At 60.0% G+C, this 13,781-nt stretch carries 13 protein-coding genes, 1 pseudogene and 1 riboswitch; of the genes and pseudogenes, 3 read left to right on the top strand and 11 right to left on the bottom strand.

The annotated features are described in order from the left end of the window. Together cobW and AC1ROR_RS18570 are read right to left on the bottom strand one after the other, a co-directional pair. A complete protein-coding gene (gene cobW / locus AC1ROR_RS18575; RefSeq protein WP_498590323.1) occupies positions 1 to 1,038 on the bottom strand; it encodes a cobalamin biosynthesis protein CobW in 1,038 nt (345 codons plus the stop codon). Then, the gene (locus AC1ROR_RS18570) at positions 1,035 to 1,460 is read right to left on the bottom strand and encodes a DUF1636 family protein (RefSeq protein WP_498590322.1); all 426 of its coding nucleotides are present in this window, start codon (positions 1,458 to 1,460) and stop codon (positions 1,035 to 1,037) included. Before AC1ROR_RS18570 ends, cobW begins: the two co-directional genes overlap by 4 nt. A gap of 118 nt (positions 1,461 to 1,578) precedes the next feature. Then, positions 1,579 to 1,790, bottom strand: a riboswitch (cobalamin riboswitch). 134 nt (positions 1,791 to 1,924) lie between these two features. Here AC1ROR_RS18570 and cobO point away from each other — a divergent pair. Both cobO and AC1ROR_RS18560 read left to right on the top strand, forming a co-directional pair. Continuing rightward, the gene (gene cobO / locus AC1ROR_RS18565; protein ID WP_498590321.1) at positions 1,925 to 2,542 is read left to right on the top strand and encodes a cob(I)yrinic acid a,c-diamide adenosyltransferase; all 618 of its coding nucleotides are present in this window, start codon (positions 1,925 to 1,927) and stop codon (positions 2,540 to 2,542) included. Position 2,543: 1 nt separating this feature from the next. After that, a complete protein-coding gene (locus tag AC1ROR_RS18560) occupies positions 2,544 to 4,001 on the top strand; it encodes a cobyric acid synthase (RefSeq protein WP_498590320.1) in 1,458 nt (485 codons plus the stop codon). Here the strand turns inward: AC1ROR_RS18560 and cbiB are convergent. Continuing rightward, complete coding sequence (gene cbiB, locus AC1ROR_RS18555; protein WP_498590319.1) at positions 3,988 to 4,953, bottom strand: adenosylcobinamide-phosphate synthase CbiB; 966 nt, start codon at positions 4,951 to 4,953, stop codon at positions 3,988 to 3,990. The genes AC1ROR_RS18560 and cbiB overlap by 14 nt on opposite strands. Between cbiB and cobD the strand changes: the two are divergent. Beyond that, a pseudogene (gene cobD, locus AC1ROR_RS18550) lies at positions 4,952 to 5,999 on the top strand (threonine-phosphate decarboxylase CobD). The gene cbiB and the pseudogene cobD overlap by 2 nt on opposite strands. On the opposite strand, the gene AC1ROR_RS18545 reads toward cobD, so the two are convergent. The 8 genes from AC1ROR_RS18545 to AC1ROR_RS18510 form a co-directional block, all read right to left on the bottom strand. Continuing rightward, a complete protein-coding gene (locus AC1ROR_RS18545; protein ID WP_498590318.1) occupies positions 5,981 to 7,258 on the bottom strand; it encodes an L-fuconate dehydratase in 1,278 nt (425 codons plus the stop codon). The pseudogene cobD and the gene AC1ROR_RS18545 sit on opposite strands and share 19 nt — an antisense overlap. Before the next feature lie 36 nt (positions 7,259 to 7,294). Continuing rightward, positions 7,295 to 7,624, bottom strand: a complete 330-nt coding sequence (locus AC1ROR_RS18540; protein ID WP_498590317.1) for an L-rhamnose mutarotase — start codon at positions 7,622 to 7,624, stop codon at positions 7,295 to 7,297. An 11-nt stretch (positions 7,625 to 7,635) separates the two neighbouring features. Continuing rightward, the gene (locus AC1ROR_RS18535) at positions 7,636 to 8,769 is read right to left on the bottom strand and encodes a mannitol dehydrogenase family protein (RefSeq protein WP_498590316.1); all 1,134 of its coding nucleotides are present in this window, start codon (positions 8,767 to 8,769) and stop codon (positions 7,636 to 7,638) included. Then, the gene (locus tag AC1ROR_RS18530; protein WP_498590315.1) at positions 8,766 to 9,776 is read right to left on the bottom strand and encodes a zinc-binding alcohol dehydrogenase family protein; all 1,011 of its coding nucleotides are present in this window, start codon (positions 9,774 to 9,776) and stop codon (positions 8,766 to 8,768) included. Before AC1ROR_RS18530 ends, AC1ROR_RS18535 begins: the two co-directional genes overlap by 4 nt. Positions 9,777 to 9,779: 3 nt before the next feature. Further along, the gene (locus AC1ROR_RS18525) at positions 9,780 to 10,601 is read right to left on the bottom strand and encodes an amidohydrolase family protein (protein WP_498590314.1); all 822 of its coding nucleotides are present in this window, start codon (positions 10,599 to 10,601) and stop codon (positions 9,780 to 9,782) included. 4 nt (positions 10,602 to 10,605) lie between these two features. Next, the gene (locus AC1ROR_RS18520) at positions 10,606 to 11,619 is read right to left on the bottom strand and encodes an aldo/keto reductase (RefSeq protein ID WP_498590313.1); all 1,014 of its coding nucleotides are present in this window, start codon (positions 11,617 to 11,619) and stop codon (positions 10,606 to 10,608) included. Positions 11,620 to 11,734: 115 nt separating this feature from the next. Continuing rightward, a complete protein-coding gene (locus AC1ROR_RS18515; protein WP_498590312.1) occupies positions 11,735 to 12,676 on the bottom strand; it encodes an ABC transporter substrate-binding protein in 942 nt (313 codons plus the stop codon). 75 nt (positions 12,677 to 12,751) lie between these two features. Then, on the bottom strand, positions 12,752 to 13,774 hold the full coding sequence (locus AC1ROR_RS18510; protein ID WP_035221922.1) for an ABC transporter permease: 1,023 nt from the start codon (positions 13,772 to 13,774) through the stop codon (positions 12,752 to 12,754). Positions 13,775 to 13,781: the final 7 nt, after the last annotated feature.

Here is a 13,781-nt window from a genome sequence, read left to right as displayed (position 1 = left end):
TCAGGCGGCCAGCATCTGTTCGATCTTTTCGCGGTTGATGCCCTTTTCGCCGATGACGACGAGGCGGCTGCGGCGCTCCTCGCCCGCGGCCCAAGGCCGGTCGTAATAGTGGTTCACGCGGCTGCCGACAGCCTGCACCTGCAGGCGCATCGGCTTTGCGGAAACCTCGATGAAGCCCTTGATGCGCAGGACATTTTCCGCAGCCGCCGTCTCGGCGATACGGGCTGCCAGCGCTTCCGGATCGGTCACGGCCGGCAGATCGATGACGAAGCTGTCGAAATCGTCATGCTCGTGGTCAAGTTCACCATCGTGATGGGTACGGCGATTTTCGATATCCTCTTCCACAGCAAGACCAAGACCGATCAGCACGGCGGGGTCGATGGCGCCATTCGAAGCGACCACGATCTTTGCGGCCTTCGGCAGATGCTCGAGGATATGCGCCTTGGCCTTGTCGAGGCCGGCAACGTCCAGGAGATCGGCCTTGGTCAGCACGATAAGATCGGCGCAGGCGACCTGATCTTCGAATACCTCTTCAACCGGGTCGTCGTGATCCAGCGCCCCGTCATTGGCCCGCTGGGCGGCAAGGGCTTCCATGTCGTGCGCCACCTGCCCTTCGGCAAGGGCGGCACCATCCACGACGGCCACAACGGCGTCCACCGTCACGCGGCTCTTGATCGCCGGCCATTGGAAAGCCTGCACCAGCGGCTTGGGCAGGGCAAGTCCCGAGGTCTCGATGAGAATGTGCTCCACCTTCGGCTGGCGGCTCAGAATCTGTTCGATGGCGGGCTGGAAATCATCCGCCACGGTGCAGCAGATGCAGCCATTGGCCAGTTCGACGATGTTTTCTTCGGGGCAGCTTTCAATGCCGCAGCCTTTGAGGATTTCACCATCAATGCCGATATCGCCAAATTCGTTGACGATGATCGCCAGCCGCTTGCCGTCGAGTTTTTCGAGAAGGCCGCGCAGTAGCGTTGTTTTGCCGGCCCCCAGAAAGCCGGTGACGATGGTGCAGGGAACGCGGTCCAGAAGGGTGCTCATGATCTCTCCTCGGTAAAATCGAATGGGGGAATGCGCGCCACCATGCCGCGCTTCAATGGTTCGGGGCGGCCGCGCCAGGGCATCAGGCCATCGGGAGCGGCAGCCAACAGCCGTGCGCCGGTCAGCAGGTCTTCCGCGTCACCGGGTGTCAGCCCGCCGAATACATAGGACCAGCCATTGGCGCTGCGCAGCACAGCGCTAAGGCCGCGCTTGCAATTGGCAAGGCAATTGACGGAACGAACGATAGTGCCGGATTCTTTCGCCTTCGCGATGACGGCGTCGGCGAGACGCGAACCGGGGCGTGGTTCGGCATTGGGGTCGGCTTCATCGCGACAGCTTCTGCAAACGAAGACGATCACGCCGGACGCCGTTTCGTCTTGCCTATTCTCGCTCGAGCATGAAGATGTCGCTGAAATATCCAAACCGTATCGTTTCCCGCGCCTAGCAAAAATCTCGGGGTGCGGATGTCGAAAACGGCCTACGCGTCGGCGCAAACCGGATGTTCGATCTAACCGACTGACCGGAGCACCCCGCCCGGCAGACGTTTTTCCTGAAACGGCAGGTCTCCTGGCTCGCGGCTCTACACCCAGACACCGCCTTCCCGAACCATATTGAGGGTCCAGTGGCTTTACGGTGCGGGCTTACCGCTTACAGTTGCGGGGGCAGCCACGGAATGACCTTGTCAGGGTGGAACCGTGTTCCCTCTTAGCTTTTCCCGTTGCCGGGAAAAGACCGTCAGTGCCTTACCCTTAGGCTGAACGGGCGTGGGGGTCAATGCCGCGGCCCTGTCCCTCACGCATTGCCGGGTGCGGCAAATTGAGTATAGTCGCCGCTCCGAATGGCAGGGGCATCCGGTCCCGCGCCGCTGGATGAAAAGGAAAACGCGATGACACGCGACATCAGCGACGGCGAAGCCGAACGTCACCGGCAGAAAATGGTCAACCGCAAGACGGTTCAGGATGCTGAAGTGGCCGGGAAGACCATCGAAAAAGGCCTGCTGATGATCAATACAGGCCCGGGCAAAGGCAAATCCACAGCCGCTTTCGGTCTCGCCTTGCGCATGCTCGGCACCGGGCGCAGGGTCGGTGTGGTGCAATTCATCAAGGGTGCATGGTCAACGGGTGAACAGCAGGCCCTGACGCTCTTCGGCGATAAGGTTGTCTGGCGCACCATGGGTGAGGGCTTCACCTGGGACACGCAGGATCTGAAGCGCGATGTCGCGGCAGCCACGAAGGCCTGGGAGGAAGCCAAGGTCCTGATGGCGGACGAGACCATCGGCCTGCTGATCCTCGATGAGCTGAACATCGCGCTCCGTTACGATTACCTGCCGCTGGAAAACGTCGTTGAAACCCTTTCCAGCCGCAGGCCCGATCTGCATGTCATCGTTACCGGCCGCAACGCCAAGCAACCGCTGATCGACGCCGCCGACATGGTGACTGAAATGACCCTCGTCAAACATCATTTCAAGGCGGGCGTGAAAGCACAGGCGGGGATAGAATTCTAACATGGCTGCACGCGTGCTGATGTTTCAGGGAACCGGCTCCGACGTCGGCAAATCGCTGATGGTCGCCGGCCTCGCCCGCGCCTTCGTCAAGCGAGGCCTGTCCGTCATGCCGTTCAAGCCGCAGAACATGTCGAATAATGCCGCCGTCACCGCCGATGGCGGCGAGATCGGCCGCGCACAGGCGCTGCAGGCGCGTGCAGCGGGTGTTCCGCTCTCCGTTCACATGAACCCGGTGCTGCTGAAGCCGCAGAGTGAAACCGGCGCGCAGGTGGTGGTGCAGGGCAAAATCGTCGGCAACGCCAAAGCGGCCGAATATCAGCACATGAAGGCCGGGCTGATGCCGCGTGTGCTGGAAAGCTTCGAGCTCCTGAAAAATCAGGCGGATCTGGTGCTGGTGGAAGGGGCGGGCAGCGCATCCGAAATCAACCTGCGCGCCAACGACATCGCCAATATGGGTTTCGCTCGCGCCGCTGATGCGCCGGTGATCCTGATCGGAGATATCGACCGGGGCGGGGTCATCGCAAGCCTCATCGGCACAAAAACCGTGGTCGAACCAGACGATGCCACAATGATAAAAGGCTTTATCGTCAACCGCTTTCGCGGCGATCCGGCCCTGTTTTCGGACGGCATGCGGATGATTGCGGAAACGACCGGCTGGGCGTCAATCGGGCTTCTGCCCCATTTTTCCGATGCCGCGAAACTGCCGGCAGAGGATGCTCTTGGACTTTCCGGCCCGGCTGGGCGAAAGCCCGATGCAAAGATCCGCATCGCCGTGCCGATCCTGCCGCATATTTCCAATTTCGATGATCTCGATCCGCTGGACATGGAGCCGGAGGTGGAGTTGATCCGCATACGGCCGGGCGACACCATTCCCGCTGATTGCCATCTGGTCCTGCTCTGCGGCTCGAAATCCACCATTGCCGATCTCGCCGTGCTGAAAGCTGCGGGTCTCGATATCGATATCAAGGCCCATGCCAGACGCGGCGGCTATGTTCTTGGGCTGTGCGGTGGATACCAGATGCTTGGAAAAACTATTTCCGACCCTCACGGCATCGAAGGACCGCCAGCGACGGTGGAAGGGCTTGGCCTGCTGGACGTGACGACGGTTCTGACCGGCGACAAGAGGCTTGTTTCCGTGCAGGGCAGAAGCTTCGACGGAATTAACTTATCCGGCTATGAAATGCATGTGGGTGAAACAAAAAGCGCAGCGGGCAGCCAGCCATTTTCGACCATAGATGGCCGTGCCGACGGTATCATATCGCCCGATGGCGGCATCTTCGGCACCTACATACACGGCCTGTTCGCGGATGACCGCCAGCGCGGCGCATGGCTTGAACGGCTTGGCGGACACAGCACGAAACTGAACTACGAAGCGCAGGTGGACGACGTTCTCGACCGTCTGGCAGCGCATATGGAACAGCACCTCGATCTCGACAGACTGCTTTCTATAGCACGATAAGGACTGCCAGCAGCCCGAACAAGCCGATCAGCAGGAGGTCGGCGATCCGCGCCAGCCGCAACGCTTTGCGAATATCGCCAGCGACGAGCGACGCCCTCCCGCCTTCGCCCATGAACCGCGCCTCGATCATCTGCCCGCCATAGGAACGCGGACCCGCAAGGGCGAAGCCGAGGGCACCCGCAAGCGCCGCCTCCGGCCAGCCGGCATTGGGCGAGCGATGATGATGCGCATCTCGCCGTATCGCAGCGATGGCCCCGCTCGGCGATGCGCCCTTCACAAAAAATGCCGCAAAGACAAAAAGACCGCCACTCAACCGGGAAGCCGGCAGGTTGACCAGATCGTCCAGCCGGGCAGAGGCCCAGCCGAATGCTTCATGGCGCGGCGAGCGATGGCCGATCATGCTGTCGGCTGTATTGATCGCCTTGTAACCCGCACCACCCGGCAGCCCCAGCAGACCGAGCCAGAGGGAAGGAGCGACGATACCGTCGGAGAAGTTCTCGGCCAGACTTTCGATCGCCGCCCGGCAAATAGCCGCCTCGTCCAGCGCCTGCGGATCGCGGCCGACGATCATCGAAACGGCTTTGCGGCCTCCCTCCACACCCTCACGTTCCAGCTCGATGGCAACGGCCTCCACATGCTGTTCCAGGCTTTTCTGCGCCGGAAGTGACGCGCCGAGCACCGCAGCAAGCAACAGACCGAAAGGAAGCAAAAGCAGAGCGGATTGCGCAAGCCATGCGGCAACCACTGTCAGCCCCAGAAAAACCGCCAGTGCCATGACGCCTGCGACCTTACGCTGCGAAAATGACGCGCTCTCCCGGTTCCATTTTTTGTCCAGCAGCGCGATAAGCGAACCGATCCAGGTGACGGGGTGGCCGATGCGTTTGAATAGCCAGTCCGGATAGCCGGTCAGGCGTTCGATCACGAGCGACAGGAAAGCGAGAGCAAAGAACATGGGCGAAACAGTACCAGAAAAGGCGCAGGCTGCGATCCGTCACGGTGGCAATCTCGGCAAGGCGCGGCTGATGTTTCCCGAAGCGCCGGAACCGTGGATCGATCTGTCGACCGGGATCAATCCGCACTCCTACCCGCATTCGCCCGTTCCCGCCAGCGCATTCGCCCGCCTGCCGGAGCCTGCCGCCGTCGAAAAATTGAAAGAGATGGCAGCCGCCTCCTTCGGTGCACCTTCAGCCCGGCATGTGATGCTTTCTCCCGGCACCCAGATGCTGATGCCATTGCTGGCTCACATCGCGCTCAAACGCGGCGCTAAAAGCGGAGCCGTGCTTTCCCCCGCCTATGCCGAACACGCCCGAACCGCTCGCATGGCCGGATTGACTGTGACCGAGGTGGAGAACATCGGCGATCTGTCGGCTCACGACTATGCGGTGGTGGTCAATCCCAACAATCCCGATGGCCGCATCACGGATCGCAACGCGTTGCTGTCGTTGGCGGAAGCGATGCGCCGCAAGGGCGGCCTGCTTGTCGTGGATGAAGCCTTTATCGAAACGGGAGGAGCAGAAAGCCTCGCGAGTGCCGCAGGGCACGACGCGCTGGTGGTCCTGCGGTCCTTCGGCAAGTTTTACGGCATGGCGGGTGTTCGGCTGGGTTTCGCGATTGCGCATGCGGATATCGCTGCGGAACTGGAGGCCAGGCTTGGCCCCTGGGCGGTTTCCGGCCCGGCGCTGCATATCGCGACGCAGGCCTTGGCAGACAGGGAATGGCAATTCTCCATGCGTCTCCGGCTCGCTGAAGAAGCGCAGCGTATGAATGGCCTGCTGCAAAAAGCCGGACTAACGATTGCGGGCAGCACGTCCCTTTTTACTCTCATGCGTGACCATCGCGCCGCCGGGTTGTTCGACCATCTTGGCCGGCGCGGCATTCTGGTGCGCATTTTTGATGAAAGGCCGAACGACATGCGTTTCGGCCTTCCCGGCAGCGAAGCGGAATGGCAGCGCCTCGAAGAAGCGCTGTCATCCGTTTGATCATTCTTCGAACGTATAGGTCTCGATAGACTCCGGCTTCATTTCGATGGAGAAGCCCGGCAGCTTCGGCGGCATGTAAGCAGCGTTTCTGATATCGCAGGGTTCGATGAAGTGCTCGTGCAGGTGGTCGACATATTCGATCACGCGGCCTTCCTTGGTGCCCGACACGACCAGATAGTCGATCATCGACAGATGCTGCACATATTCGCAGAGGCCGACGCCGCCGGCATGCGGCCACACCGGCAGGCCGTATTTCGCGGCGATCAGCAGAACCGCCAGCACCTCGTTCAGGCCGCCCATGCGGCAGCTGTCGATCTGCACCACATCGATGGCGCCCTCGGCGATGAACTGCTTGAACATGATGCGGTTCTGGCACATTTCACCGGTCGCCACCTTAACGGACCCGATGGCCGCACGGATCTTGCGATGACCGGCAATATCGTCCGGGCTGGTCGGCTCTTCGATGAAGAATGGCTTGGCGAAGGCGAGCTTCTTGACCCAGTCAATCGCCTGATCCACTTCCCACACCTGGTTGGCATCGATCATCAGATAACGGTCGGGACCGATCACCTCGCGGGCGATGGTGAGACGGCGAATATCGTCTTCCAGATCGCGGCCAACCTTCATCTTTACATGATTGAAGCCGGCATCGATCGCTTCCTGGCAAAGGCGCCGCAGCTTGGCGTCGTCATAACCAAGCCAGCCGGCGGATGTCGTATAGCAGGCGTAGCCCTCGTTCTTCAGCGTCTCGATCCGCTCCTTCTTACCGCTTTCGGCTTTTTTCAGGATCGCCAGAGCATCGTCGCGGGTGAGCACGTCTGTCAGATAACGATAGTCAACGATGTCGGCGATTTCTTCCAGGCTCATATCGGCAACGAGCTGCCAGACCGGCTTGCCCGCCTTCTTGGCCAGCAGATCCCAGACAGCATTGACGACCGCGCCGGTGGCGAGATGCATCGCGCCCTTGTCCGGACCGATCCAGCGCAGCTGGCTGTCGCTTGTCAGATGCCGCCAATATTTGCCGGGGTTCTCGGTCACGGTCGCAAGGTCGGTGCCGACCACCAGATGGCGCATCGCCTCGATTGCCATGCAGCAAATGTCGTTGCCACGACCGATGGTAAAGGTCAGCCCGTGGCCTTTGAGCCCCGGCTCGTCAGTGTCGAGAATGACGTAAGCCGCCGAATAATCCGGATCGGGGTTCATCGCATCCGAACCGTCAAGGCTCTGGGATGTGGGGAAACGCAGGTCGAAAACACGCAGATCTGTAATTTTGGTCATGGCCGTTCACTCGCGGTCAGTGTCAAAGGAAATCGTTCAATCGTGGTGGAAGGTTTCTTCCATCGTGGCCCACCACTCGCCTTCCTTTCGGCTTTCGAGCGGTTGCTGGCAGGGAATGGTGAAAGACCACCATTCTTGGTTCTTGGGACTGGCGGCCATCTTCGCCATGTCGGCGCTGAAATCGCTGCCGTGATATTCCCAGTAGCCGAAGAGCAGATTTTCCGGCTCACGCAGAAAAATCGTGTAGTTGCGGATATTGCAGTCGCTGATGAGCGCCAGAACCTCCGGCCAGACGGCAGCGTGCAGCCTTTTATATTCCGCGATCATCTCCGGTTTGACGCCTATGACCATGCCCATGCGTTGCATGAAAAACTCCGTTATTGCTTGATGGTGGCAAGCGCGGCGCGCAGCCGGTGCTGCGGCAGGCCCAATCCCAGCCGTTCCGCAGCAGCGATGATCGGGATGAATCGGCGACGCTTCTTTTCATCATGATTGCCGGCGATGTCGGCCAGCCGATGCGCGAGAAAGGGATTGCGCAAACGCTCCCGCAACACACCAATATAGGCCTGCGCCTCATCTCCCATGCCTTCCGCCGCAAAGACCGGCAAAACCTCGTCTCGCCAGAGCGTTTCCAGATCCGCAACAAGAGCACCGTCGGCCATTGCCTGACGCACCGTCTCGTCCTTCGCACGCGCATCCTGCAACCAGCGTTCCGCCAGATAGGAATGGCCGAGATTGAGCAGGAACAGTTTCAGCTTTTCGTAGTGGTCCAGATCGTCCGTTAGCACCACTGCCGGGTGGATACAGGGAAGAACGAGACCTTCCTGCTTTTCGATCGCCCAAAGCGCATAGGGTTCGGCAACCGCACCAACCGGATCGATGGGCTCGGAGACGATGCGATCCACCAGACTATTGGCGAAACGGCATTTTTCATTCAGGTAAAAGGCAAACCCCGCCGGCAACTGCCATTCATCTGCCAGCTGGCGAATGACTTGCTTCAACCGGTCACCATTGCGGGGAACAAGCTCGCAGGGGAAGATTGACAATGTCGCTTCCGGATTGGTCTGAAAACGCTCCAGCAGCAGCAGGCAGAGCTTGGCCGGAAAGCTCTTCGGCACGAGCGCCAAATCGTCGGCAAGCGCCGGTCCATCGGACGAATCCAGCTCATAACCGCGATCACCGGTATTGGACAGGATGACCTCGGCCACGCAGGCAATGCGCCGAACCTCGGTCCAGTCCGTATCCGCCGTCAGTGCCAGCGCAACAGCCTTGCCTTGAATTTCCTCGTCCACCTCCTGCCCGTCGCGAATTCCACGAATGCGCACGGGGTATGGGGCACCGCTGTTCAGCGCCGCAACGCGCTTCAGGCTTTCCGCATTGCCCGTTGTCTGGACGATAGCAACAGGCCCGAGAGCCTCGCCCTTATCCAGAGCCTGCGAGATAAACAGATCCGCATGCGCCAGCAAAAAGCGGCTGGTGCCGAATTGCAGGATGGGTGTACCAGCTGTCATGCGACCTCCACCATGCCTTTGATGACTCCGGCTTTCGGATCGGTCAGCCCGGCGAATTTGGAAGGCACATCGGCCAGTGTCATGCGGTGAGTGATGAGGGCTTCCGATACCTTGCCTTCCCGCAACGCCTGCAACACCCGCTCAAAATCCTCCGGCGTGGCGTTGCGGCTGCCGAGCAGCGTCGTCTCACGTTTGTGAAATTCCGGATCGTTGAAGCTGATATCGCTGGCGACGATGGAAACCAGAACATAGGAACCGCCGTGGCCGACGAAGGAGAAACCGCGCTCCATGGCTTTGGGATTGCCGGTCGCGTCAAAAACCGCGTCGAAGAAATCACCATCGGTAATATCCGAGAGGCTGTCCCTGTCGCCCTCGCCAAGCGTCACCGTATGGGCAACGCCCAGATGCCGTTTGCAGAAATCCAGCCGGTCGGTGCGCCCATCGATCATGGTCACCTCGCCGCCGTCAAGAACGGCGAAAACCGCCACCGCCATGCCTATCGGGCCGGCACCCACGACCAGAACCTTTTGTCCCTTTTCGACCGCGCCACGTCGCACGGCATGCGCGCCAATCGCCAGAAACTCGGTCATCGCAGCCTGATCAAGGCTCAGACCATCCGCTTTAAGCACGAATTGTTGCGGAATGCTCAGATATTCGACCATGCCGCCATCGCGGTGAACGCCGAGCACGCCGATATTGCGGCAGCAATTGCTCTTGCCCTTCCGGCAGGCGCTGCACTCGCCGCAGGAGATATACGGAATGACAGTAACAACATCGCCCGCCGCAAGCTGGCTGCCTTCAGGCGCTTCTTCCACCGTGCCCGAAAGCTCGTGTCCCATGATGCGCGGGTAGGAAAGATAGGGCTGATTGCCGGTGAATATATGCAGATCCGTGCCGCAGACGCCGATGCGGCGAATGCGCACCAGGACTTCACCTTCGCCACGCACGGGTTTCGGCAGATCCTTGGCGCTGAGTTGACCGGGAGTGTCACAGAGAATCGCCAGCATGCATCACCTGTCAGAAAGGGAATAAAAACGAATGGCGTTGCCACTAAAGACCGCCGCATGGTCCTCTACCGGGACGATATTGCGGCAGAGATCCAGCCATTCCTGATAATCGCCGGCCAGCCGCAACACCGGCCAGTCGCTGCCAAAGATCACGCGGTTGCCGCCAAACAGCTCCAGAATGGTTTCTGCATAAGGCCGCACCGCTTCGGGCTTCTGTTCGCCGCGCTCGGTCAACAGGCCGGAAAGCTTGCAATGGAGATTGGGAAGGGCCGCCAGAGCCGCCATGTCCCTGCGCCATTCACGATAGCGACCGCTGGCGATCAGCGGCTTCGCACCGTGATCGATGACAACAGGCAATTGCGGATGCCGGCGGGCGAAGGACAGGAGATGCGACAGATTCGGTGGCAACACCAGCGCATCGAACACCAGACCATGGTTCACCAGCGCGTCCACGGCAAGGCCGAGCGCCGGATCGTCAATCCAGGCAACATCCTCCATGCCCTGCAGCATGGGGCGCACACCCTTGAAGACAGGATGTTTTGCGCGGCGGGCAATTTCCACCGCCGCATCGGCCGACTTCATGTCCACCCAGCCGACCACACCCTTGATGAAATCCGTGTTCGCCGCCAGTTCCAGCATGAAATCCGTATCGGCCATATCCTCCATCGTCTGCACCAGCACCGTGCCGGAGACGCCGGCCTTGGCCAGCAGAGGCGAAAGATCGGCCGGAAGGAAATCCCGGTAGATGGCAGCCAGAGATGGCGGCGGCCATTGCCCGGCACGATCCTTCATCAGCCAGAAATGCTGGTGGGCATCGATGACCATCGTCTCAGGCCTTTCCGCCTGGCACAGGTGCGCCTTCGGAAATCAGGCCGCGTTTTTGCAGCTCCGCCCAGAATTCATCCGGGATCGCCTGCTCGAACCATTCGATGTTTGACGCGAGTTGCTGCGCATTGCGGGCGCCGGAGACGACCGTAACGGACGCCGGATGCCCAAGCGGAAATTGCAGCGCGGCTGCCTGCAAGGACACGCCAACTTCGTCACAGACACCCTGCAGCGCATCCACGCGCGTGATGATGTCGGCAGGCGCATCGGCATAGTTGAATTTGCGGTTGCCGGCCAGGATACCGGAATTGAAAGCGCCTGCGACCACGATCGCGACACCGGTTTGCGCGCAGCGATTCATGAAATCGAGGCTCTGCTGCTCCAGCAACGTATAACGACCGGCAAGCATGGCAACGTCGATGTCGAAAACATCCATGGTATCACGGACGATTTCCCATTCATTGACACCGAGGCCGACGGCGCCTGTCGATCCTTCCTCGCGCAGCTTGCCAAGCGCCCGGAACCCGCCGCCGGTGGTCAACTGCTCCCAGTAATGCTGTTGCTTTTCGCCATGCGTGTAGGAGCCGATATCGTGCACATAAAGAATATCCGGCTTCAGAACACCGAGCCGCTGCTGACTCGCATCGAAGGAACGCAGGATACCATCATAGGAATAATCATAGACCGGCCGGAAGGGCAGGGGCGCAATATAGGCGTCCTCCTCCGGGCCAACTGTTGCATCCGGAACCATGACGCGACCGACCTTGGTGCTGAGCGTATATTCAACACGATCATGCTCCGTCACCATGGTTCCAAGACGGCGTTCCGAACGCGTATAACCGTAAAAAGGCGCGGTATCGAAATAGCGAATACCGCTTTCCCATGCCTTGTCGAAGGCGCCTTTGGATTCCTCATAGGGCGTGACGCGATAGAGGTTACCCATCTGGGCACATCCGAGGCCCATGACCGTGACTTCGACGGCGCGGCGCGGCAATTTACGTGTATCGGAAACTTTCATCGCGGAGCTTTCTGATTTGCAGAGCGGGATAGCGAAAAATAACACGCGGTTTTCGCCTGGGACCCCGCATCTCTAGATTTTGAGGCGCGCCGCCAGGGCGGCGCGCCGTCATGCGTCAGTAAAGAACGTTCTTGGCTTCCGGCTTGTCGACATTGTCCTTGGTGACAACAACGACGCCGGTGTCGACGAACTTGTCGACCTTTTCCTTGTTGATGAGCTTGGAAATGGTCTCCACGCCCTTCTCGCCCATCTGATAGGAACCCTGAACGACGATACCGGCCAGCGTGCCATCCTTGACGAAGCCCTGAAGGTCCTGGTTGCCGTCGAAACCGATGGCAACGACCTTGCCGGCCTTGCCGCTCTGGGCGAGCGCACGGCCGACGCCGATTGCCGTTGGCTCATTGGCGCCGAAAATGCCCTTCAGATCGGAATTCGCGGCCAGAACGTCAGTGGTCTGGTTCAGAGCGGTCGCCATCTGCGACTGCGAATAGAAAGGGCCGACAATCTTCAGGTTGGAATTCATCTGGATGTAGTCGGTGAAACCGCCGACACGGCCGATTTCCGAGCCGGCACCGGCGACGTAAGACATGACGGCAATCTTGCCTTCCTTGCCCACCTTGTCGATCAACGCCTGCGCTGCCAGTTCGCCGGCTTTCTTGTTGTCGGTCGCGAGGAACGACTGGTAATATTGCTCCGAGCCCTTTGCCAGCTGCGAGTCGATTAGAACCACCGGAATACGGGCCTCCCAGGCCTTCTTGACGGCAGGAACCAGCGCGTCCGGATCGGAAGGTGCGAGAACAATGCCTGCGACCTTACGGTTGATGGCGTTCTCGACCATGTTGACCTGATCGGCGATGGCCGATTCGGCAGCCGGACCCTGAAAGGTCATGGTATTGCCGGAAGAATTCTTCATCGCCGCGTCAGCGCCCTTCTGGACGTTCTGCCAGAAGGTGGAATTCACGGTCTTGACGATGACGGCGATTTCGCCGGCCTGCACGGTGGAAACACTCCACAGCGCGATTGCGGATGTCAGAAGGGCAGTCGCAATTTTCTTCATTTCTTCCTCCGTGATGTCGGCATACCGGGCCTCCCCTGCCGATCTTTTTTGCGGAAAGGGTCCGCAGCCCTTTGATCAGCGGCGGTTGCGCAACTGGTCGATCCAGACGGTGACCAGAATGACGAGGCCGATGATGATCTGTTGCGTGAAGGCGGAAACGCCATTCATATTGAGACCGTTGCGCAGGATGCCGATGACGAAGGCGCCGATGGCCGTGCCGGAAATCGTACCCACACCGCCGATGAGTGACGTGCCGCCGATAACCGCGCTGGCAATGGCGTCCAGCTCATACATCACACCCTCATTCGGCTGGGCAGTGACGAGGCGCGACATCAGCACGCAGCCGGTCAAGCCTGCGAGTGTGCCGGACAGGATGTAAGTGAAATTGGTGACACGGGCGACGTTGACACCGGAAAGGCGTGCGGCTTCGGCATTGGAACCAACGGCATAGATATGACGGCCGAGGATCGAGCGGTTGAGCATGAAGGAAACCGCAAGCGCAATCACCACCATCAGGATAACGGGGTAGGGGATGCCGGGAAACACAACATTCGGAAAGCCGTCGTCACCAATATTGACGATGCGGAAGAGGGCGCCATTACCGAGTTCGCCGAAGGATTCACCGAGGCCGGAGACCGCACGCGCACCCGTTATCTGCAGCGCCACGCCACGGGCGATCAGCATCATGCCAAGGGTGGCGATGAAGGGCGGCAGCTTGAAACGGGTGACCAGAAGACCGTTGATGAGACCGCAGAGCGACCCGGTGAGAATGCCGAGCAACATGCCGATCGGCACCGGCATGCCGAGTTCCTTCACCGCAAGGGCGGCAACGACGCCTGCAAGCGCAAGCACCGAACCCACGGACAGATCGATACCGCCGGTGATGATGACACAGGTTGCGCCGATACCGAGCAGGGCGATGGAGGTCACCTGCAGCGCGATCGTCATGCCATTATTGACGGTGAAGAATGCACTGCTGGTTGCGGAGAAGACCGCGACAAGCGCAAAGAGGCTGCCGAGCGCCGCAAATTTCTGGATAATATCCTTCTGGCGGTCGCTGACAGCAAAGCTCTTCTTGGGTTCTGCAATATTGGCCATGTCGTTC

This window comes from Agrobacterium sp. GW821-FHT14E08 (assembly GCF_058803865.1).
Note: the sequence above shows the minus strand (reverse complement) of the source record. Positions and strands in the feature narration are given on the sequence as shown.